This window comes from Mesorhizobium sp. XAP4, assembly GCF_029269325.1.
GTDB classification, from domain to species: domain Bacteria; phylum Pseudomonadota; class Alphaproteobacteria; order Rhizobiales; family Rhizobiaceae; genus Mesorhizobium; species Mesorhizobium ciceri.
Genome location: NZ_JARIXW010000001.1, coordinates 956,814 through 976,161 on the forward strand (window position 1 = coordinate 956,814; position 19,348 = coordinate 976,161).

The window sequence follows — 19,348 nt, forward strand, 5'->3', positions numbered from 1 at the left end:
AATGACCCACCGTATCCTGATCCTCGGCGGCACCACCGAAGCGCGGCAACTGGCCGGAAAACTGGCGGCGCGTGCCTCGGTCACACTGTCGCTGGCCGGCCGCACCGAAAGCCCGGTCGCGCAAGGCGTGCCGGTGCGAAGCGGAGGCTTTGGCGGCGCCGACGGGCTGGCCGCTTACCTCACGGAAACGGCCACCGATCTGCTGATCGACGCCACGCATCCCTATGCGGCGCAAATCTCCGCCAATGCCGCACAAGCCGCGCGCATGGCCGGCGTGCCGATCCTTGCCCTGCGGCGTCCCGGCTGGGAGTCTGTCGAAGGCGACCGCTGGACGTTGGTCGGTACGGTCGGCGATGCCGCGCAAGCGCTTGGACCGGCGCCGCGCCGCGTTTTTCTGGCACTGGGCCGGCAAGAGGTTGCGGCTTTCGAAGCAGCGCCCCAGCACCACTATCTCATTCGCAGTGTCGATCCGGTCGAGCCGAAGCTGGCCGTGCCCGACGCCGAATATCTGTTGGCCCGTGGCCCGTTTCGCGACGCGGAGGAACGCGCGCTGCTCGAAAGGCACCGCATCGATGTCGTGGTGTCCAAGAACAGCGGCGGCGAGGCGACCTTTGGCAAGATCGCCTCGGCTCGGGCGCTTGGCATCGAGGTGGTCATGATCCGCAGGCCTGATCTGCCGGACGTGCCCTCGGCTGAAACCGTCGAAGCGCTGGCCGCCATTGTCGATCGATTTGGGGTCGATCATTTTGTCCGTCCCGTGGACGAGCGCGGCGTGTAGACCAGCGCCGGCTTCTCCGTGCGCTTGATAATCCTGGTTTCCGGCGAGCCGATGATGATGCAGGTCGCCATGTCCGCCTTTTCAGCCTCGACATCGGCCAGCAGGTAGACCTCGATACGCTCGTCCGGGCGACCGGCGGCGCGGCCGAAGATTACCGGCGTGGTGCCCGGCAGGATGGCGGTCAGGCACTCGAAGGCGCGGCCGAGTTGCCAAGGGCGGGCCTTGCTGATCGGGTTATAAAGCGCGATGACGAAGCCGGCACCGGCCGCCGCCAGCAGGCGCAGTTCGATCAATTCCCATGGCTTTAGATTGTCGGAGAGCGAGATGGCGCAGAAATCATGGCCGAGCGGCGCCCCGATGCGGGCGGCAACCGCCAGCATGGCGGTGATGCCGGGCACCACGGCGACATCGACCGCGCGCCATTCGACCGGACCGGCCTCGATCGCCTCGCAGACGGCCGCCGCCATGGCGAACACGCCGGGATCGCCGCCGGAGACCACGGCGACGTCATGGCCCTCTGCGGCCTTGCTCAATGCGTCCTTGGAGCGGGCGAGTTCCTCGCGGTTGTCGGAAGCGACGCGGGTCTGGTCCGGGCGCAGGTCCAGCCGGTCGAGATAGGGTTTGTAGCCGTAAAAGAATTTCGCCTCGGCGACAGCGCGGCTGGCCTCCGGGGTGACCTGATCGGCATTGCCGGGCCCAAGGCCGATGACGGTGAGACGGCCACTCATGCCTGTGCTCCCACGGCGCCGGGGCGACCGGACCAGCCGGCGACCAGCACGATGGCGAAGTAGGGTGCCTTGTCGTCCTTTTTGTCGGCAAGCTTCATCGAGACGCTGCCGGCCATGGTGCCGCGCTCGACATAGACGGCGCGCGACAGCTTGGCCGTAGCCTCCAGCGCCCGCCTGATCTTGGGCAGGTTGCGGCCAACCTTCATGATGACGGCGGCATCGGTGTCGGCCAGCCGGCGGGTGAGCTCGAATTCGCTCATCGTGCCCGGCAGCACGGTGAGCACGTCGTCGCCCTGGACGATCGGAATACCGGTCTGCGACCAGCAGCCGGACATGGCGGTGACGCCGGGGATGACTTCGGTCGGAAAACGATGGGCGAGGCGCACATGCAGATGCATGTAAGAGCCGTAGAACAGCGGGTCGCCCTCTGACAGCACCGCAACCATTCTGCCGGCTTCGAGGTGTTCGGCGACCTTCTCGGCCGACTCCTCGTAGAAAGCCGTGATCTGCGAGCGGTAGTCGTCGTGATCCCTGGCGATTTCGGTTGTGACGGGATAGAGCAGCGGCAATTCCGTCATTTCGGGCCGGAACTGCGCTTCGACGATGGCACGGGCGTTGCTGTTGTTGCCGCGCTTGGCGAAATAGGCCACGACATCGGCCTCGGCCAGGATGCGGGCGGCTTTTAGGGTCAGCAGTTCGGGGTCGCCAGGACCGGTGCCGACGCCAACGAGGCGGCCTTTGAGAAAGGCGTTCACAGGCCAGGCCTCGCCAATGAATTGAGCGCGGCGGCGGTCATGGCACTGCCGCCAAGCCGGCCACGCACGATGGCGTAGGGAACGCCGTAGGAATTCTCGGCCAGCGCATCCTTGGATTCGGCCGCACCGACGAAGCCGACCGGCATGCCGATGATGGCCGCCGGCTTCGGTGCGCCATCGCGCAGTTTTTCCAGGAGATAGAATAGCGCGGTCGGCGCATTGCCGATGGCAACCACAGAGCCGGCCATGCGCTCGCCCCAGAGGTCGATGGCGGCCGCCGAACGGGTGTTGCCGAGTTGCCCGGCAATTTCGTGCGTACGCGGGTCGCGCAAGGTGCAGATCACCTCGTTGCCCGCCGGCAGCCTGGCGCGGGTGACGCCATGCGAGACCATTTCCGCGTCGCAGAAGATCGGCGCGCCGGCCGCCAAAGCGGTGCGGGCGGCGGCAACGAAATCCTTGGAGAACACAAAATGATTTGAAGCTTCGACCTGGCCGCAGGCATGGATCATGCGAATGGCGACATCGGCCTCGGCTTCGGAGAAGCGCGACAGATCGGCCTCGGCGCGGATGATGGCGAAGGAGCGCTCGTAGATCGCCGTGCCGTCATGGATGTAGTCGTAGGCGGCCATGCTCATTTCCGTTTTTCAGTTTGGGCCTGTCGGTAGGCCTCGGCGATACCGGCCGGCCCGAGCCTTGTCAGGCAAGCGGCGGCGGTTTCACCTTGATATCGTGTGCTGCGGATCATCGCCGCGACGCGGCCGATGCCGCGCGCGGCGTCATAGCCCGGCCTGTAGCCGGCAGGAAGGGCCTTTGCCGTCGCGTTCACGACAAGTCCGGCTCCATTTTCGCCGCCGACGATCGTCAGCGCTGCCGGACCGGGGTGGGCGCAGCCTTTGGCACAGCCGGAAATGTGAAGGGTGAAGTCGAGGATGTCGGCTGTTTCAGCGGCTATCGTCTCGGCGATGTCGCGTGTGGCGATGCGGCCGGAGGCGCAGGCCGGCATGCCCGGGCAAGCGGCAATGCGCGTGCGCGGGTCGGTGGGGGCGATGACGAAGCCGAGGGTGGCGGCGGTGTGCTGGAGGGGGTGGTTGGCGGCGGTTGGTTGACCGAGGAAGAGCAGGGCGCGACCGGGGGCGAGGCGGATTTCTGACGTGCCGAGGGCGAGGGCGTGTTGGGCGAGGCTGATGAGCTTGTCGGCCGGCATGCTGCCGTAGGGCAGGGCGATGCCGAGGGCGGTGGCGTGGCCGGCTAAGGGGAAAAGGCCGATAGGTTTGCGCGAGGCGCCCCCCTTTGCCCTGCCGGACATCTCCCCCTCTAGGGGGGAGATTACGCCGTCACCGATGGTTTCGCCAATCTCCGGTGCTGTTAAGGAAAAGCCGGCGTCGAAGCTGCCAATCTCCCCGCCTGAGGGGGAGATGTCCGGCAGGACAGAGGGGGGCGCCTCGCGCAAACTCGTCGAGCACAGCCAACCCGCCAAAGACACTAATTGCCTCTCCGATAAATCCCTTGCGTGGGCCTCGCGGCCTTTCTCTGCAACCATCCTTAGAGCTGCAACGGCAATATCGCGCGCCGCACCTTGATCGGCAAACGCCAGCGGCCTCGCATTCCTCCCGTCACCCGAGACAGACACCCGCCACCGAACTCCCGCATCGGTGCGCGTTGCAGCAAGCCGCACGTCGGCCGTGACCGCATCCATGGTGAGTTGCCCGCAGCCGTCCACAACGACCGACACCTTCGGCCCTAGGCGTTGTACGAGCCCAGCTTCTTCGATCGCAGCCCTGATACGTTCAGCCAGCGGCCGGGGATCGGCAATCTCTTGCGGATCAATGCCGGCCAGCGGCCCGGTCTCGACCGGCACGCCGGTGCGAACCGCGATATCAAGCGCATCGACCTCCGCCGCCAGCAGCGCAGCACTTTGCGCCGTCAGGCCGCGTATCTGCAGGCTGCCGCGCGCGGTGACTTCCATGATGCCATTGCCGTGCCGCAAAGCGGATTCGGCTAGTCCGATCAACGACTCTGGCGACATCCCCCCAGCGACCGGGTTGAGCCGCACCAGCAGGCCGTCGCCGGTTTGCATCGGCGCCGACAAAGCCGGACAGGCGCCGCGGCGCGAGAAGGCGCTCATGCCGCCACTCCAAGCGCTTCTGCCTCGGCGATCAGGGCTGCGAGATCGTCGTCGATGGAATTGCGCAAGGGGTGCCAGAGACTACGCCGGCGCGCCGACAGGAAGCGTTCGGCAATGATTTTTGCCGCGGCGGGGTTCTCGCGCAGGATGAAGGCGCGGACCATGGGATCGCCTAGATAGGCATCATGAACCGCCTCGATCAGCGTTCCCGAAATGGCGTGCGTGGTTTCGGCGAAGCCGACCAGCCGGTCGACGGTTTCGGCGAATTCGGAGGCACCGCGCGGGCCGTGCCGCATCTGGCCAGCGATGAAACGGGCATTAACGGCGCGAGCACGCACGACACGCGCTACGGCCTCACTGATCGAGCGTGGCTTCGGCTTTTGCGGGTCCGTGGTGTCGAGCACGATGACGTCGGCATTCCTGCCGAGGGTTGCCAAGGCGGCCGAAAAGCCGCCGATGAAGGCCACATCGGCGGAGCCCTCGAGGATGTCGCGGCCGGGGTCGTCGCCGGTGTGGACGAGAAGATCGGCTTCGGCGATGCGGCCCTCGAAGGCGCCGGGCGCCGAGATGCCTTCGCCTTCTGCGCCGCCATAGGCATGCGAGGTGGCGTCGAGATAGGCGCGGCCGATTTCTTCGCGCGCCGCCCAGTCGCCGGAGGACATGAGATCCTCGACGCCGGTGCCATAGGTGCCCGGCGAGGTGCCGAAGATGCGCGGGCTGATCTTGCCGTCGGCGCGGGTTTTGGCCGCGAGCGGGTTTTCCGAATCGTCCTCGTCGCGCGCGGCAACCGCGTTGGCTGCGGCATCGATCAGCGCGATCTGGGTCGGGAACATGTCGCGGAACAGGCCTGATATGCGCCATGTGACATCGACGCGTGGCCTTCCGAGCGTGGCCGGCGGCAGCACTTCGATGCCGGTGATGCGGCCGGTGGCCAAATCCCATTGCGGCCGGCAGCCCATCAGTGCCAGGCCTTGAGCGATCTCCTCGCCGCCGGTGCGCAGCGATGCCGAGCCCCAGAGATCGATGACCAGCGAGCGTGGCCAGTCGCCATGCGACTGCATGTAGCCGCGCACGACTTCCTCCGCCGCTGCCCTGCCCAAATCATAGGCGGTCGGCGTCGGCATGGTGCGCGGGTCCGAGGTGAACAAATTGCGGCCGGTGGGCAAGACGTCCGAGCGGCCGCGCGCAGGCGCGCCGGCCGGACCGGCCTTGACGTGGCCGCCATCGAGCGCGGCGAGCAGCGCCGTCTTCTCGGCTTCAGCACTTTGCCGGCGCATGGCGTCCGGCTCATCCTCCGGAGCGCGGCCATAGATATGCAGCCCGTCCTTGATGGCGAAATCCTTGAGGTCGCAGAGCCAGGCATCGATGCGGCGCAAGGCCTCGTCGGGCGCGTCGGTTCTGGCAACGCCGGCTTCGGAGGCGAGACCGGTTTTTTGCGCGGTGTCGACGATCAGTTTCGCCAGTCGGTCACGGCGGCGACGGTCGAGCCCGTCGGCCTGGGCATATTCATCGACCAGCCGCTCGAGCTTGTGCTGGTTTTCGTCCAGCCCGGCGCCGGTCAGCGGTGGCGGCAAATGGCCAAGGGTGACGGCGGCAATGCGCCGCTTGGCCTGCGCCGCTTCGCCCGGGTTGGAGACGATGAAGGGATAGATGACGGGCAGGGGACCGGTGACGATCTCCGGAAAGCAGTTTTCCGACAGAGCAACGGTTTTGCCCGGCAGCCATTCAAGCGTGCCATGGGCGCCGACATGGACCAGCGCGTGAACGCCGAGCGACTTGCGCAGCCAGAGGCCGAAGGCGATCAGCGCATGGCGCGGGGGCAGCGTCGGGTCGTGGTAGTCGGCGCGGCGGTCGACGGAGCAGCCGCGGTCGGGGGCGAGGGCGATGGTGACGTTGCCGAAGGTGGCGGCGCGGAAGGGGAAACGTGCAGTGGTCGGTCGCGAAGGTTGGCGCGAGGCGCCCCCCTCCGGTAGAACAGAGGGGGGCGCCTCGCGCAAACCTGTCTCGTCTTCTGCCTTCCCCCAAGCAGCCTCGACTGCAGCAATTGCACCTGTCGGCAATTCCGTCGAAAGAGCGAGATAATCGTCCAGCCCCAACCCGTCGGCACTCCGCTCAAGCAAATCCAGCAACCCACGCGGCGTCTGCGGAATCCCCTCAATCACATAGCCCTGCTCCTTCAGGTCATGCAGCATGGCGAGCACGCTGGACGGCACGTCGAGGCCGACGGCATAGCCGGTTCGACCAGGAGCGCTAGGGTAATCCGGGATTAGGATGGCCAGCTTGCGCCCGGCGCGGGGTGTCTCCTGCAACTTGATGAAGGCCGCGACGCGGTCAGCGACCTGCGCCACGCGATCCGGTTCCGGCCGGTTGGCGAAGGCGCGGTGGCCGAGTGCGGGATCGGTCTCGGTCTCGCCCTTGAAGGAAATGGCGCCGGCGAGGACGCGGCCGTCGAGTTCGGGCAGCACGACATGCATGGCGAGGTCGGCGGGTGCCAGGCCACGCTGGTTGTTTTGCCAGATGTCGCGGCGGGTGGTGGCGACGATGACCTGGAAGACAGGCACGCCGGCGCGGTCGAATAGCGTTTCGATGCCGGGTTCGGCGCCTGAGGCGAAAGCGGTCGCGGTGATGATGGCGGCGGGCTTCAGCGCCGTCAGTGCTGTTTCCACGAAGGCGAGGGAGGTTGGGTCCTTGAGGCTGGAGACGAAGATCGGGACTGGGTCGATGCCGCGCTGCCGCAGCGCTTCAACAAGCGCATCGATGGGCGCGACATCGGCGGCCAGCAGCATCGAGCGATAGAACAGGATGGGGATGATAGGAGCGTTGACGTTGTAAGCGCCAGCATTCGATAAGTCCCGCTTCTCCACAACTCCACTTCCAGGCACGTAAAAACCAGCTTTCGGCACCACCACCGGGCCGATAACTTCCGCATCCGACCCCGCCAGCCGCGCCAATTTCCGCACCAGTGCGCTCATATTCGCCGGGCCGCCCTCGCGGAAATAGTCGAGCAGGCCGTCCAACTCCTCGCGCGGCAGCGTCGAGGCTTCGATCAGGCGCAGATCCTCGTCGCGGCATTCGCCGGGCAGCAGCGCCAGTTTTATGCCGCGTTCGCGGGCGGTCGAGGCAAGCTGGTCGCAGCCGTAGCGCCACCAGTCGTAGCCGCCGAGGATGCGCACGAGGATGATCTTGGCATGGCGGGCGACGCTGTCGACCCAGAGGTCGACGGACATGGGATGGCGCAGGTCGCGCAGTGCGGCCAGCCGCATCGAGGGCAGGCGGTCGGCATCGGTCCTCCACGCCGCCGCCAGTCCGGCGAGGTCGCTGTCGGTGAAGGACAGCGCCACGATATCCGCCGGCGTCTGCCGCAGATCGACCGGCTCGGCGAGGTCGTCGAGCGAGGCGGATGTCGTGGTGAGGATGTGCATCGCGACCCGTGTCCGAAATCAGCCGGCGAGTATACGCTCGATCGCCGGGCGGTTCAGCCCCTTCAGGCCGATGACGACGAGGCGCGAACGGCGGTCATCCTCAGCGGTCCAGGCACGGTCATAGTAATGATTGACGCGCGGTCCGACGGCCTGCAGCAACAGCCGCATCGGCTTGCCGCCGACCTCGACGAAGCCTTTTACGCGCAGCACGTTCTCTTCTTCGGCGACGGTGGCGACGCGCTTTGCCAGCTCGTCCGGATTGGCGATCGAGGCAATGTCGACGATGAACGTGTCGAAGTCGTCATGCTCGTGGTCGAAGGCGCCGTCATGATGGGATTTGCGGTTCTCGATGTCGTCCTCGACGGCGAGACCGAGCCCGAGCAGCACCGAGGGATCGACCTTGCCATGCGACGTCGGCACGATCTTCACCGCGCGGGCGGAGTGTTCGCCAATGATGGCATTGGCGCGGGCGGTGCCGGCGGCGTCCATCAGGTCGCTCTTCGACAGGATGATCAGGTCGGCGCAGGCGATCTGGTCCTCGAACAGTTCTTCCACCGGATCGTCGTGGTCGAGCGTCTCGTCCCCGGCGCGCTGCGCCTGGAGGGCCTCCATGTCGTTGGCGACGCGGCCTTCGGCCAATGCCGGTCCGTCGACCACGGCGATGACGCCATCGACGGTCACCCGGCTTTTCACGCTCGGCCACTGAAAGGCCTGGACCAGCGGCTTGGGCAATGCCAGGCCCGAGGTTTCGATCAGGATATGGTCGACCTTCGGCGTCAGCGACAGGATTTGGTCGAGCGCCGGGACGAAATCATCGGCGACGGTGCAGCAGATACAGCCATTGGCCAGTTCGACGATGTTTTCCTCGGGGCAGGTGTCGATACCGCATCCCTTGAGGATCTCGCCATCGATGCCGATGTCGCCGAATTCGTTGACGATGATGGCGATGCGCTTGCCGCCGGCGTTTTCCAGGAGATGGCGGACCAGCGTCGTCTTGCCGGCGCCGAGGAAGCCAGTGACGACGGTGCAGGGAACGCGGGATACGGAAGTGGTCATGGTCAATCCTTCAGCATGTCGATGGGTGGAATGCGGGCCACGAGGCCGCGCTTGAGGCTATCGGGGCGGCCACGCCACGGGATCAGGCCATCTTTCGAGGTGGCGAAGAGCTTTGCGCCTGTCACGAGGTCGGCGCCGCTGGTCGCGGTCAGGTCGCCGAAGACATAGCTCCAGCAACCGTCGCGCAGGATCGCGGCGCTGAGGCGCCGCTTGCAATTGCCAAGGCATTCGACGCTGCGGATGCGGATATCGTCGCCAGCGGCGGCGCGGCGCGTGTCGTCCGTCAGCAACTCGCCGGCGCGGGGATGAGCGTCGGAGCCGGTCTCATTGCGGCAGGAGCCGCAGACGATGATGGTGACGCCGGCCAAGGCATCATCATGGCCGGACGAAATATCCGCTGTGCCAGCCGAAAAACTGCTGTCGTGGTCCAAAGATCGGGCTCCTTGCCCGGAAACCCGCCGGGCGATCGGATTCTACAGTCGCAGACGGCAGGTCTCCTGGCTCGCGCGTCATCGCCTTGGGTAGCCGCCTTCCCGGGAACTCCCAGTGGCTTTCGGCCTTGGCTCTTCGCTTACAGTTGCGGGGACAGCCGCGGATTTGGGATTTTGCCCCGCACCGCATTCCCTCTTAGCCCTTGCCGTTGCGGGCAAGGGACCATCTGGAACCGGATTTAGGCTTTTGCGGGCGGCGGTGTCAACGCGAGCTTACGACACGGCTATGTCGGCCAGCGCCGGCCCCAAATCCCCGGCAGGCGTCACTTCGATGCGTTCGAGCCCGAGCCAACCTTGCATCTGCTTCAATTCCTCGAACAGCTCCGCAGCAGTTTCAGGCGGCGCACCGGGCTCCGCATAGGCTGCATGGACGCGCAGTATGCTGGCCGGGCGATCTGCCTTGAGGTCGATGCGCGCCACGATCCGGTCGCCGAGCAGGAACGGCAGGACATAATAGCCATACTGCCGCTTGTCGGCCGGTGTGTAGATCTCGATGCGGTAGTGGAAATCGAACAGCCGCTCGGTGCGCGAGCGCTCGAAGACGACCGGATCGAAGGGTGCCAGCAAGGCGCGGGCCTCGACTTTGCGCGGCAGACGGGCGTCCCGGTGAAGATAGGCCGGCTTGTCCCAGCCTTCGACACGCACCGGCAGCAACTCGCCCGTTTCAACCAGTTCCTCCAACCGGCCTTTCATATCGGCCGGCGACAGGCGGAAATAGTCGCGCAAATCGCTTGAAGTCGCCACGCCGTGGGCGCGGGCGGAAATGCGCAGCAATTCGCGGTGCGCGTCCTCAGGCGTCGGCACCGGCAGATCGAGGATCGCCTGCGGCAGCACGCGCTCGGGCAGGTCATAGAAGCGCTCGAAACCGCGGCGGTGCGCCGTGGTGATGCGGCCGGCCCAGAACAGCCATTCGAAGGCGTGTTTGGCATGGCTCCAGCCCCACCAGCCGCCCGAACCTTTCTGGCCCTCCAGCGCGGAAGCGGCGATCGGGCCGCGCTCGGCGACCTCGCGGTAGATCTCTTCGATGTAGGCGGCGTGTTCGCGGCCCCATTTGGCGAGACCCAGATACATTTCCTCGCCCCGCTCGGCGCGCTGCATGCGCCAGCGCATCAGCGGGTATGTCTCGACCGGCAGGAAGGAGGCCTCGTGCGCCCAATATTCGAAAACCATGCGCTTGCGCGTCACGGCCGCGTTGTCGAGCAGAGCGAGCGGGTAGGGGCCAAGGCGCGAATAGAGCGGCATATAATGAGCGCGCACCACCGCGCTGACGGAATCGATCTGCAACAGGCCGGTGCGGGAGAGCGTGCGGGCAAAATGCCGGCGGTCGGGCGTGCCGGTCGGGCGAGGATCGAGGAACCCTTGGGCGGCAAGGGCGATGCGCCGGGCCATCGGGAGCGAGATCTTTTCCTTCATGCAGGTATCACTTTGAAGTGTTTTGACCGAGGGTCGAATGGCTGATTCCAACCCAATGCTAGCAGGGTTTTGGCAGCATTCATGTCAGGAGAGAAAAGTGGAGTAAAAAGCGAAGGAAATCAAACAGGAGCGGATCGGACCAGTTTGCCGCGATATGCCGTCCAGGTCGATGTTTTGAACAAGGTTTGACTTGCTTCGCTGGAAGTGCTGCGCTAACCCTCGCCGCGTTGCAGCATAGGCCCTTAAAACGGTTCAGCGGTTAAACTGTCACGCTTCCGCATTAGGGTCCGGTGCTGTAATCAACGTGGATTGGCGCCAACGGAAAGCCGAGCATGAACGCACTCTTGAGCTCATACCTGCCCATCGTCCTGTTCATAGGCGTGGCGCTGGTTGTCGGCCTGGCGCTGCTGGCCGCGCCCTTCCTGGTGGCCTACCGCAATCCCGATCCCGAAAAGCTTTCCGCCTACGAGTGCGGTTTCAACTCGTTCGACGACGCCCGCATGAAGTTCGACATCCGTTTCTACCTGGTGTCGATCCTGTTCATCATCTTCGACCTGGAAGTAGCCTTCCTGTTTCCGTGGGCGGTGTCGTTTTCGAAGATCGGAATGCTCGGTTTCTGGTCGATGATGGTTTTTTTGGCGGTGCTGACCATCGGCTTTGCCTATGAATGGAAAAAAGGAGCGCTGGAATGGGATTGAACGACAGTTCAGGCACCCTCGTCGCGCCGAAGCCCAAGGGCATCATCGATCCCAACACCGGCAGGCCGGTGGGGGAGGACGATCCCTTCTTCCTCGAGATCAACAACGAGTTGGCCGACAAGGGCTTTCTGGTCACTTCGACCGAGGCGCTCATCACCTGGGCGCGCAGCGGGTCGCTGATGTTCATGACGTTCGGCCTCGCCTGCTGCGCGGTCGAGATGATCCACACCTCGATGCCGCGCTATGATTCGGAGCGGTTCGGTGTCGCGCCACGCGCGTCTCCGCGCCAGTCCGACATCATGATCGTCGCCGGCACGCTGACCAACAAGATGGCGCCGGCGCTGCGCAAGGTCTACGACCAGATGCCGGAGCCGCGCTACGTCATCTCGATGGGCTCCTGCGCCAATGGCGGCGGCTATTACCACTACTCCTATTCGGTGGTGCGCGGCTGCGACCGCATCGTGCCGGTCGACATCTATGTGCCCGGCTGCCCGCCGAGCGCCGAAGCGCTGCTCTACGGCATTCTTCTCTTGCAGAAGAAGATCCGCCGCACCGGCACGATCGAACGGTAAATCCATGACCGCATCCCTGAGCGAACTGTCGACCTATCTCGGCGAGAAGCTGATCGGCCGCGTGAACGAGGCTGATATCGCCTATGGCGAACTCACCGTCCATGTCGAGCCGCGCGATCTGGTCGAGGTGATGACCTTCCTGCGCGACGATGCGCGCTGCCAGTTCATCTCGATCATCGATGTCTGCGGCGCCGACTATCCGTCGCGGGCCAAGCGTTTCGACGTCGTCTATCACCTGTTGTCGCCGAAGCAGAATGTGCGCGTCCGCGTCAAGGTGCAGGCCGACGAGGAAACCATGGTGCCGTCGATCACCGGCGTCTATCCCGGCGCCGACTGGTTCGAGCGCGAGACCTACGATCTCTACGGCGTTTTGTTCTCCGGCCATCCCGACCTGCGCCGCCTGCTGACCGACTATGGCTTCGAAGGCCATCCCTTGCGCAAGGATTTCCCGCTGACCGGCTTCGTCGAGGTGCGCTACGACGACGAGGCCAAGCGCGTTATCTATGAGCCGGTCGAGCTCAAGCAGGAATTCCGCAATTTCGATTTTCTGTCCCCGTGGGAAGGTACGGATTACGTGCTGCCGGGTGACGAGAAGGCAAAGCAGTAAATGGCTGAAACCTCCGTCCGCAACTTCAACATCAATTTCGGCCCGCAACACCCCGCGGCGCACGGCGTTTTGCGCCTTGTGCTGGAGCTGGACGGCGAAGTCGTCGATCGCGTCGATCCGCATATCGGACTGCTGCATCGCGGTACCGAAAAGCTGATCGAAGCCAAAACCTATCTGCAGGCGGTACCCTATCTCGACCGGCTCGACTATTGCGCGCCGATGAACCAGGAACATGCCTTTGCGCTGGCCGCCGAGCGTCTGCTCGGCATCGAGGTGCCGAAGCGTGGCCAGGTGATCCGCGTTCTCTACAGCGAGATCGGCCGCATCATGTCGCACATCCTCAATGTGACGACGCAGGCGATGGACGTCGGTGCGCTGACGCCGCCGCTGTGGGGCTTCGTCGAACGCGAAAAGCTGATGGTGTTCTATGAGCGCGCCTCCGGTTCGCGCATGCATGCCGCTTATTTTCGGCCCGGCGGCGTCCATCAGGACCTGCCGCGTCAGCTGGTCGAGGACATCGGCAAGTGGATCGACCCGTTCCTGAAGTCGATCGACGACCTCGACCGGCTGCTGACCGGCAACCGCATCTTCAAGCAGCGCAATGTCGATATCGGCATCGTCTCGCTGGCGGATGCCTGGGCTTGGGGTTTTTCGGGCGTGATGGTGCGTGGCTCGGGTGCAGCCTGGGACCTGCGCAAGTCGCAACCCTATGAATGCTATTCGGAGATGGATTTCGATATTCCGATCGGCAAGAACGGCGACTGCTTCGACCGCTACCTCGTGCGCATGGAAGAAATGCGCCAGTCGGCGAAGATCATGCGCCAGTGCGTCGACCTTTTGCTCGGCAAGGAGAGCACCGGCCCGGTGTCGAACCTCGACGGCAAAGTGGTGCCGCCCAAGCGCCAGGCGATGAAGCGCTCGATGGAAGCGCTGATCCATCACTTCAAGCTCTACACCGAGGGTTATCGCGTGCCGGCCGGCGAGGTTTACGCCGCTGTCGAGGCGCCGAAGGGCGAATTCGGCGTCTATCTGGTTTCCGACGGCTCCAACAAGCCCTACCGCTGCAAGCTGCGCGCGCCGGGTTTCGCGCATCTGCAGGCGATGGATTTCCTCTGCCGCGGCCACATGCTGGCCGACGTCACCGCCGTTCTCGGCTCCCTCGACATCGTGTTTGGTGAGGTCGATCGCTAAATGTCAGTCCGCCGTCTCGCAGAAGCCAGCGTCCAGCCAGCATCCTTCGCCTTCAACCGGGCGAATGCCGCGGCTGCGAAGCAATGGATCAAGAAGTACCCGAAGGGCCGTGAACAGTCGGCCATCATCCCGCTTCTGATGATAGCACAGGAGCAGGAAGGCTGGGTGACGAAGGCGGCGATCGAGACGATCTCCGACATGCTCGGCATGCCCCGCATCCGCGGGCTGGAAGTCGCGACCTTCTACACGCAGTACCAGTTGAATCCGGTCGGCACGCGTGCGCACATCCAGGTCTGCGGCACCACGCCCTGCATGCTGCGCGGTTCGGAAGCGCTGATGGATGTCTGCCGCTCCAAAGTCCATCACGACCAGTTCCACACCAACGACAAGGGAACCTTGTCCTGGGAAGAGGTGGAATGCCTCGGTGCCTGCGTCAACGCACCGATGGTGATGATCTTCAAGGACACGTTCGAGGATCTGACGCCGGAACGCCTGGCTGAAATCATCGATCTCTATGACGCCGGCAAGGGTGCTGCGGTAGAACCGGGGCCGCAGAATGGCCGCACCGGCTCGGAGCCGGCCTCCGGCCTCACCACGCTGAAGAGCGAAAAGGCGATCCTCAAGTCGACCCGCGACAGGGAAGCCAGGGAGGCGGCCAAGGCCGCCAGGGCGGCACCCGACGCGATCGTCGCAGCGCCGGTGCCGGCGCCGGCCGCGGCCCCTGTCGCACCGTCCAACACCAGCAAGCCGAAGACCGACGCCCCTGAAACCAGCCCGGCGTTGAAGACGCCTTCAAAAACCAAGGTCGCGCCGGCGGTTGAAAAGGCGGCGAGTGTTGCCGCTCCACTGCATTCGGCCGCCAATGCCAACAAGGCAGACTCCAAAGTCGAGCAGGTTTCCAAGCAGCGCAGTGGCCCCATCACCAAGGCCGAGCCGGCCTCCGCCTTCAAGGCGCCAGAGGTCAAGGTACCGGCCGCCAAGCCGGCCAAACCGTCGCTCGGGGACAAGAACCGCCCGGCCGGCATCGACAGGCCGGCACAGGTCGATGACCTCAAACTGATCTCCGGCGTCGGCCCCAAGATCGAGGGCATCCTGCATACGCTGGGCATCTTTACCTTCGCGCAGGTCGCGTCGTGGAAGAAGGCCGAACGCGAGTGGGTGGATGGCTATCTCTCTTTCCAGGGCCGCATCGATCGCGACGACTGGGTCAAGCAGGCCAAGGCGCTCGCCAAGGGTGGCGTCGCCGAATACATCCGCGTCTTCGGCAAGAAGCCGGTCTGAGGGACGAAAAATGCTCGGGGATAAAGACCGCATCTTCACCAATATCTACGGCCTGTTCGACAAGTCCTTGGCCGGCGCGATGGCGCGCGGCGCCTGGGATAACACGCCCGGCATCGTCGCCAAGGGCCGCGAGTGGATCGTCAACGAGATGAAGGCGTCGGGCCTGCGCGGCCGTGGCGGCGCCGGCTTCCCGACCGGCCTCAAATGGTCGTTCATGCCCAAGCAGAGCGATGGCCGGCCGAGCTACCTGGTCATCAATGCCGACGAATCCGAGCCCGGCACCTGCAAGGACCGCGACATCCTGCGCAACGACCCGCACACGCTGGTCGAGGGCGCGCTGCTTGCCGGTTTCGCCATGGGTGCGGTTGCCGCCTACATCTATGTGCGCGGCGAGTTCATCCGCGAGCGCGAGGCGCTGCAGCGCGCGATCGAGGAGGCCTATGAGGCCAAGCTGATCGGCAAGAACAACACGTCCGGCTACGATTTCGACATCTACATGCACCACGGCGCCGGCGCCTATATCTGCGGCGAGGAGACAGCGCTCCTCGAAAGCCTCGAAGGCAAGAAGGGCCAGCCGCGGCTGAAGCCGCCATTCCCGGCCAATGTCGGCCTCTATGGCTGCCCGACCACGGTCAACAATGTCGAATCGATCGCGGTTGCGCCGACCATTCTGCGCCGCGGTGCGGCCTGGTTCTCGTCCTTCGGCCGGCCCAACAATGTCGGCACCAAGCTGTTTTGCATCTCCGGCCATGTCAACAATCCGTGCACGGTCGAAGAGGCGATGTCGATCCCGTTCCGCGAACTGATCGAGACGCATTGCGGCGGCATTCGCGGCGGCTGGGACAATCTTTTGGCGGTCATACCGGGCGGCGCTTCGGTGCCGCTGGTGCCGGCCGAGCAGATCATCGACGCGCCGATGGATTTCGACGCGCTGCGCGATCTCAAATCCGGCCTCGGAACCGCGGCTGTCATCGTCATGGACAAGTCGACCGATGTCGTGAAGGCGATCGCGCGGCTTTCCTACTTCTACAAGCACGAGAGCTGCGGCCAGTGCACGCCATGCCGCGAAGGCACCGGCTGGATGTGGCGGGTGATGGAACGGCTGGTGCGCGGCGAGGCGCAGAAGCGCGAGATCGATATGCTGCTCGACGTCACCAAGCAGATCGAAGGCCATACGATCTGCGCGCTGGGCGACGCGGCGGCATGGCCGATCCAGGGCCTGATGCGGCATTTCCGCGGCGAAGTGGAGCGGCGCATCGACGAGTTTTCGCGCAATGCGCACCGGGCCGAGCCTGTGATGGTGGCGGCGGAATAGAAGAACGTTTTACGCGGACGAAAGTCCGCAGCGAAGGGCGGGGCGAACGACGAAACGACCAGGAGAACTCTATGGCGCCGTATTCGAACCCGCTGATGCCCAATTTGGACCAGATCGACAAGATGAACCAGGACTTGACCAGGATGATGCCGAAGGAGATGGCCAGTGCCGTCAACCTTTTCGTGCATCCTGTGGCGGGCGCGGCGGCGATGTCGGCGCTTGGCCTCGGGCTTGCCAATCATGCTTTCGGCGTCTGGCTGGGCGCGTTTTCAGGCGCGGCAGAAGCCTCGCAACGGCTGCTGCAGCCGATCGTCGATGATTTCGAGGCGCGCGTCGCGCAGTTCGATGATCCGAACTCTTCCTCCACCAAGGCGCGGGCGACGGCGAAAACCATGATCGCCGAGGCGCAGTCCTTCGCCAGGGAGGTCACCGATATTGCCGCCAAGGAAGCCGCAACTGCCGTGCCGGCCGCAAACGCCGCTCCAGCAACAAGCGGCGTCGGCGATGCGCTGTTGCCCGAGGATTTCAGGCAGCCCAAGGCCGTGGAGAAGCCGGCGAAACCGGCGGATCTCAAGGCGATATCGGGCATCGGGCCCAAGCTGGAAAAGGTTCTCAACGGCCTCGGCATCTGGACGTATGCCCAGATCGCGGCATGGACGCCGCAAGAGGTTGCCTGGGTCGAGGACTATCTGTCGCTCGGCGGCCGCATCGGCCGCGACGATTGGACAGCTCAAGCGGCGGCGCTCGCCGTCAAGAAGTGAATGAAGTGCCCGACGTGGTCTCGACCGCGTCCGGAAAAAGAGATTGCGGGAACTCCGCAGGGGTTTGAGGCGAATGGCAAAGCTCAAGGTCGACGGGAAAGAGATCACTGTACCCGACCACTACACGCTGCTGCAGGCGGCGGAAGACGCTGGCGCGGAAGTGCCGCGCTTCTGCTTCCATGAGCGGCTGTCGATCGCCGGCAATTGCCGCATGTGCCTGATCGAGGTGAAGGGCGGGCCGCCCAAGCCGCAGGCTTCCTGCGCCATGAACGTGCGCGACCTGCGTCCCGGCCCGAATGGCGAGGCGCCGGAAATCTTCACCAACACGCCGATGGTCAAGAAGGCCAGGGAAGGCGTGATGGAGTTCCTGCTGATCAACCATCCGCTGGATTGCCCGATCTGCGACCAGGGCGGCGAATGCGACCTGCAGGACCAGGCGATGGCTTTCGGCGTCGATTCCTCGCGCTATCACGAGAACAAGCGCGCGGTCGAAGACAAATACATCGGACCGCTGGTGAAGACGGTGATGAACCGCTGCATCCACTGCACGCGCTGCGTCCGCTTCACCACCGAAGTCGCCGGCATTTCCGAACTGGGCCTGATCGGCCGTGGCGAGGATGCCGAGATCACCACCTATCTCGAACAGGCGATGACCTCGGAGCTGCAGGGCAATGTCATCGACCTTTGCCCGGTCGGCGCGCTGACCTCGAAGCCATTCGCCTTCCAGGCGCGGCCGTGGGAGCTGACCAAGACCGAATCCATCGACGTGATGGATGCGGTCGGCTCGGCGATCCGCGTCGATAGCCGGGGCCGCGAAGTGATGCGCATCCTGCCGCGCGTCAACGAGGCGGTGAACGAGGAGTGGATCTCCGACAAGACCCGCTTCATCTGGGACGGCCTGCGCACGCAGCGTCTCGACCGCCCCTATGTGCGCAAGGACGGCAGGCTGGTTGCCGCCAGCTGGGCCGAGGCCTTCGCCGCGATCAAGGATGCAGTGTCGAAGACGGCGCCCGAAAAGATCGGCGCTATCGCGGGCGATCTCGCCGCCGTCGAAGAAACCTATGCGCTCAAGCTGCTGATGGCTTCGCTCGGCTCGAAGAACACCGATTGCCGCCAGGATGGCGCTGCACTCGACCCGGCGCTCGGCCGTGCGAGCTACATCTTCAACCCGACCATCGAAGGCATCGAGCAGGCCGATGCGGTGCTGATCATCGGCGCCAACCCACGCTATGAAGCCTCGGTGCTCAACGCCCGTATCCGCAAGCGCTGGCGGACCGGCAATCTGCCGGTCGGTGTCATCGGCGATGTCGGCGATACCCGATACGACTACGAACAGCTGGGCGCCGGGCCGGATTCGCTGAAGGATTTGGCCGACGGAAACGGCAAGTTCTTCCAGACGCTGAAGAAGGCGACACACCCGCTGATCATCGTCGGACAGGGCGCGCTGGCGCGTGCCGATGGCGCAGCCGTGCTCGGCCAGGCGGCCAAGCTCGCGGCCGCCGTCAACGCTGCTCGCGCAGACTGGAACGGCTTTGCCGTGCTGCACAATGCGGCCGGGCGCGTCGGCGGTCTCGATCTCGGCTTCGTGCCGGGCGAGGGCGGCAGAAACGTTGCCGGCATGCTGGGCGAAATGGAGCTCTTGTTCCTGCTCGGCGCCGACGAGATCGACATGGCCAAGACCGGCGGCGCCTTCGTCGTCTATATCGGCACGCATGGCGACCAGGGCGCGCACCGCGCCAATGTCATCCTGCCGGCGGCCGCCTACACGGAAAAATCGGCCACCTATGTCAACACCGAAGGGCGCGTGCAGCAGACCAACCGCGCCGGCTTCGCGCCGGGCGAGGCGCGCGAGGACTGGGCGATCCTGCGGGCGCTGTCGGATGTGCTCGGCAAGAAACTGCCGTTCGATTCGCTGCCGCAGCTGCGCGCCAAGCTTTATGGCGAATACCCGCATCTGGCCCGTATCGACCAGGTCGCGGCCGGCAATGCCGAGGATATCGCCGAGGTGGCGAAGCTCGGCGGACGGCTGAACAAGGGCACCTTCACCTCGCCGGTGACGGATTTCTACCTGACCAACCCGATCGCGCGGGCATCGGCCGTGATGGCGGAATGCTCGGCACTGGCCAAGAGCGGCTTCAAGCAGGCGGCAGAATAA

The 19,348-nt window shown here is 64.9% G+C and carries 17 protein-coding genes and 1 riboswitch; of the genes, 9 read left to right on the plus strand and 8 right to left on the minus strand.

Going from position 1 to position 19,348, the window contains the following annotated elements; genetic code table 11:
• Position 1: 1 nt before the first annotated feature.
• On the plus strand, positions 2-778 hold the full coding sequence (locus P3C39_RS04800; protein WP_275952784.1) for a cobalt-precorrin-6A reductase: 777 nt from the start codon (positions 2-4) through the stop codon (positions 776-778).
• On the opposite strand, the gene P3C39_RS04805 is transcribed toward P3C39_RS04800, so the two are convergent.
• From P3C39_RS04805 to P3C39_RS04840, 8 genes are all read right to left on the minus strand, one after another.
• Positions 742-1,506, minus strand: coding sequence for a precorrin-3B C(17)-methyltransferase (locus P3C39_RS04805; protein WP_024501370.1), 765 nt, complete (start codon positions 1,504-1,506; stop codon positions 742-744). The genes P3C39_RS04800 and P3C39_RS04805 overlap by 37 nt on opposite strands.
• A complete protein-coding gene (locus P3C39_RS04810; protein ID WP_063172428.1) occupies positions 1,503-2,261 on the minus strand; it encodes a precorrin-2 C(20)-methyltransferase in 759 nt (252 codons plus the stop codon). Before P3C39_RS04810 ends, P3C39_RS04805 begins: the two co-directional genes overlap by 4 nt.
• Positions 2,258-2,890: a precorrin-8X methylmutase gene (locus P3C39_RS04815; protein ID WP_063172427.1), complete on the minus strand. Its 633-nt coding sequence runs from the start codon at positions 2,888-2,890 to the stop codon at positions 2,258-2,260. Before P3C39_RS04815 ends, P3C39_RS04810 begins: the two co-directional genes overlap by 4 nt.
• A 2-nt stretch (positions 2,891-2,892) precedes the next feature.
• Positions 2,893-4,386: a precorrin-3B synthase gene (cobG, locus tag P3C39_RS04820; protein ID WP_275952785.1), complete on the minus strand. Its 1,494-nt coding sequence runs from the start codon at positions 4,384-4,386 to the stop codon at positions 2,893-2,895.
• Positions 4,383-7,808, minus strand: a complete 3,426-nt coding sequence (cobN, locus tag P3C39_RS04825; RefSeq protein WP_275952786.1) for a cobaltochelatase subunit CobN — start codon at positions 7,806-7,808, stop codon at positions 4,383-4,385. Before cobN ends, cobG begins: the two co-directional genes overlap by 4 nt.
• Before the next feature lie 18 nt (positions 7,809-7,826).
• Positions 7,827-8,864 (minus strand): cobalamin biosynthesis protein CobW, encoded by a 1,038-nt coding sequence (cobW, locus tag P3C39_RS04830; RefSeq protein ID WP_275952787.1) that lies wholly within the window; start codon positions 8,862-8,864, stop codon positions 7,827-7,829.
• 2 nt (positions 8,865-8,866) lie between these two features.
• Positions 8,867-9,295: a DUF1636 family protein gene (locus tag P3C39_RS04835; RefSeq protein WP_013531088.1), complete on the minus strand. Its 429-nt coding sequence runs from the start codon at positions 9,293-9,295 to the stop codon at positions 8,867-8,869.
• Positions 9,296-9,333: 38 nt separating this feature from the next.
• A riboswitch (cobalamin riboswitch) is annotated at positions 9,334-9,538 on the minus strand.
• Positions 9,539-9,568: 30 nt separating this feature from the next.
• Positions 9,569-10,768 (minus strand): winged helix-turn-helix domain-containing protein, encoded by a 1,200-nt coding sequence (locus tag P3C39_RS04840; protein WP_275952788.1) that lies wholly within the window; start codon positions 10,766-10,768, stop codon positions 9,569-9,571.
• Positions 10,769-11,100: 332 nt separating this feature from the next.
• Between P3C39_RS04840 and P3C39_RS04845 the strand changes: the two genes are divergently transcribed.
• The 8 genes from P3C39_RS04845 (at position 11,101) to nuoG (ending at position 19,348) form a co-directional block, all read left to right on the plus strand.
• Positions 11,101-11,466 (plus strand): NADH-quinone oxidoreductase subunit A, encoded by a 366-nt coding sequence (locus P3C39_RS04845; protein WP_010910112.1) that lies wholly within the window; start codon positions 11,101-11,103, stop codon positions 11,464-11,466.
• Complete coding sequence (locus P3C39_RS04850; RefSeq protein WP_013531090.1) at positions 11,457-12,038, plus strand: NADH-quinone oxidoreductase subunit B; 582 nt, start codon at positions 11,457-11,459, stop codon at positions 12,036-12,038. The genes P3C39_RS04845 and P3C39_RS04850 overlap by 10 nt, the downstream gene beginning before the upstream one ends.
• 4 nt (positions 12,039-12,042) lie before the next feature.
• Entirely contained in the window at positions 12,043-12,645 is a 603-nt protein-coding gene (locus P3C39_RS04855; RefSeq protein WP_275952790.1) for an NADH-quinone oxidoreductase subunit C, read from the plus strand.
• Positions 12,646-13,836, plus strand: a complete 1,191-nt coding sequence (locus P3C39_RS04860) for an NADH-quinone oxidoreductase subunit D (RefSeq protein ID WP_024501361.1) — start codon at positions 12,646-12,648, stop codon at positions 13,834-13,836.
• Positions 13,837-15,117, plus strand: a complete 1,281-nt coding sequence (locus tag P3C39_RS04865) for an NADH-quinone oxidoreductase subunit E (protein ID WP_013531093.1) — start codon at positions 13,837-13,839, stop codon at positions 15,115-15,117. It abuts the gene before it with no gap.
• 10 nt (positions 15,118-15,127) lie between these two features.
• Positions 15,128-16,432, plus strand: a complete 1,305-nt coding sequence (gene nuoF, locus P3C39_RS04870) for an NADH-quinone oxidoreductase subunit NuoF (protein WP_013531094.1) — start codon at positions 15,128-15,130, stop codon at positions 16,430-16,432.
• A 71-nt stretch (positions 16,433-16,503) separates the two neighbouring features.
• Positions 16,504-17,193 (plus strand): NADH-ubiquinone dehydrogenase, encoded by a 690-nt coding sequence (locus P3C39_RS04875; RefSeq protein WP_027160548.1) that lies wholly within the window; start codon positions 16,504-16,506, stop codon positions 17,191-17,193.
• A gap of 73 nt (positions 17,194-17,266) precedes the next feature.
• Entirely contained in the window at positions 17,267-19,348 is a 2,082-nt protein-coding gene (gene nuoG / locus P3C39_RS04880; RefSeq protein ID WP_064993751.1) for an NADH-quinone oxidoreductase subunit NuoG, read from the plus strand.

What these genes read in the sequence shown, in the direction of transcription:
- P3C39_RS04815 (WP_063172427.1), bottom strand. Translation starts at nt 2,890, where the DNA reads ATGGCCGCCTACGACTACATCCATGACGGCACGGCGATCTACGAGCGC.
- cobG (WP_275952785.1), bottom strand. Translation starts at nt 4,386, where the DNA reads ATGAGCGCCTTCTCGCGCCGCGGCGCCTGTCCGGCTTTGTCGGCGCCG.
- P3C39_RS04800 (WP_275952784.1), top strand. Translation starts at nt 2, where the DNA reads ATGACCCACCGTATCCTGATCCTCGGCGGCACCACCGAAGCGCGGCAA.
- P3C39_RS04865 (WP_013531093.1), top strand. Translation starts at nt 13,837, where the DNA reads ATGTCAGTCCGCCGTCTCGCAGAAGCCAGCGTCCAGCCAGCATCCTTC.
- P3C39_RS04850 (WP_013531090.1), top strand. Translation starts at nt 11,457, where the DNA reads ATGGGATTGAACGACAGTTCAGGCACCCTCGTCGCGCCGAAGCCCAAG.
- cobN (WP_275952786.1), bottom strand. Translation starts at nt 7,808, where the DNA reads ATGCACATCCTCACCACGACATCCGCCTCGCTCGACGACCTCGCCGAG.
- nuoG (WP_064993751.1), top strand. Translation starts at nt 17,267, where the DNA reads ATGGCAAAGCTCAAGGTCGACGGGAAAGAGATCACTGTACCCGACCAC.
- P3C39_RS04860 (WP_024501361.1), top strand. Translation starts at nt 12,646, where the DNA reads ATGGCTGAAACCTCCGTCCGCAACTTCAACATCAATTTCGGCCCGCAA.
- cobW (WP_275952787.1), bottom strand. Translation starts at nt 8,864, where the DNA reads ATGACCACTTCCGTATCCCGCGTTCCCTGCACCGTCGTCACTGGCTTC.
- P3C39_RS04840 (WP_275952788.1), bottom strand. Translation starts at nt 10,768, where the DNA reads ATGAAGGAAAAGATCTCGCTCCCGATGGCCCGGCGCATCGCCCTTGCC.
- P3C39_RS04805 (WP_024501370.1), bottom strand. Translation starts at nt 1,506, where the DNA reads ATGAGTGGCCGTCTCACCGTCATCGGCCTTGGGCCCGGCAATGCCGAT.
- P3C39_RS04845 (WP_010910112.1), top strand. Translation starts at nt 11,101, where the DNA reads ATGAACGCACTCTTGAGCTCATACCTGCCCATCGTCCTGTTCATAGGC.
- nuoF (WP_013531094.1), top strand. Translation starts at nt 15,128, where the DNA reads ATGCTCGGGGATAAAGACCGCATCTTCACCAATATCTACGGCCTGTTC.
- P3C39_RS04855 (WP_275952790.1), top strand. Translation starts at nt 12,043, where the DNA reads ATGACCGCATCCCTGAGCGAACTGTCGACCTATCTCGGCGAGAAGCTG.
- P3C39_RS04875 (WP_027160548.1), top strand. Translation starts at nt 16,504, where the DNA reads ATGGCGCCGTATTCGAACCCGCTGATGCCCAATTTGGACCAGATCGAC.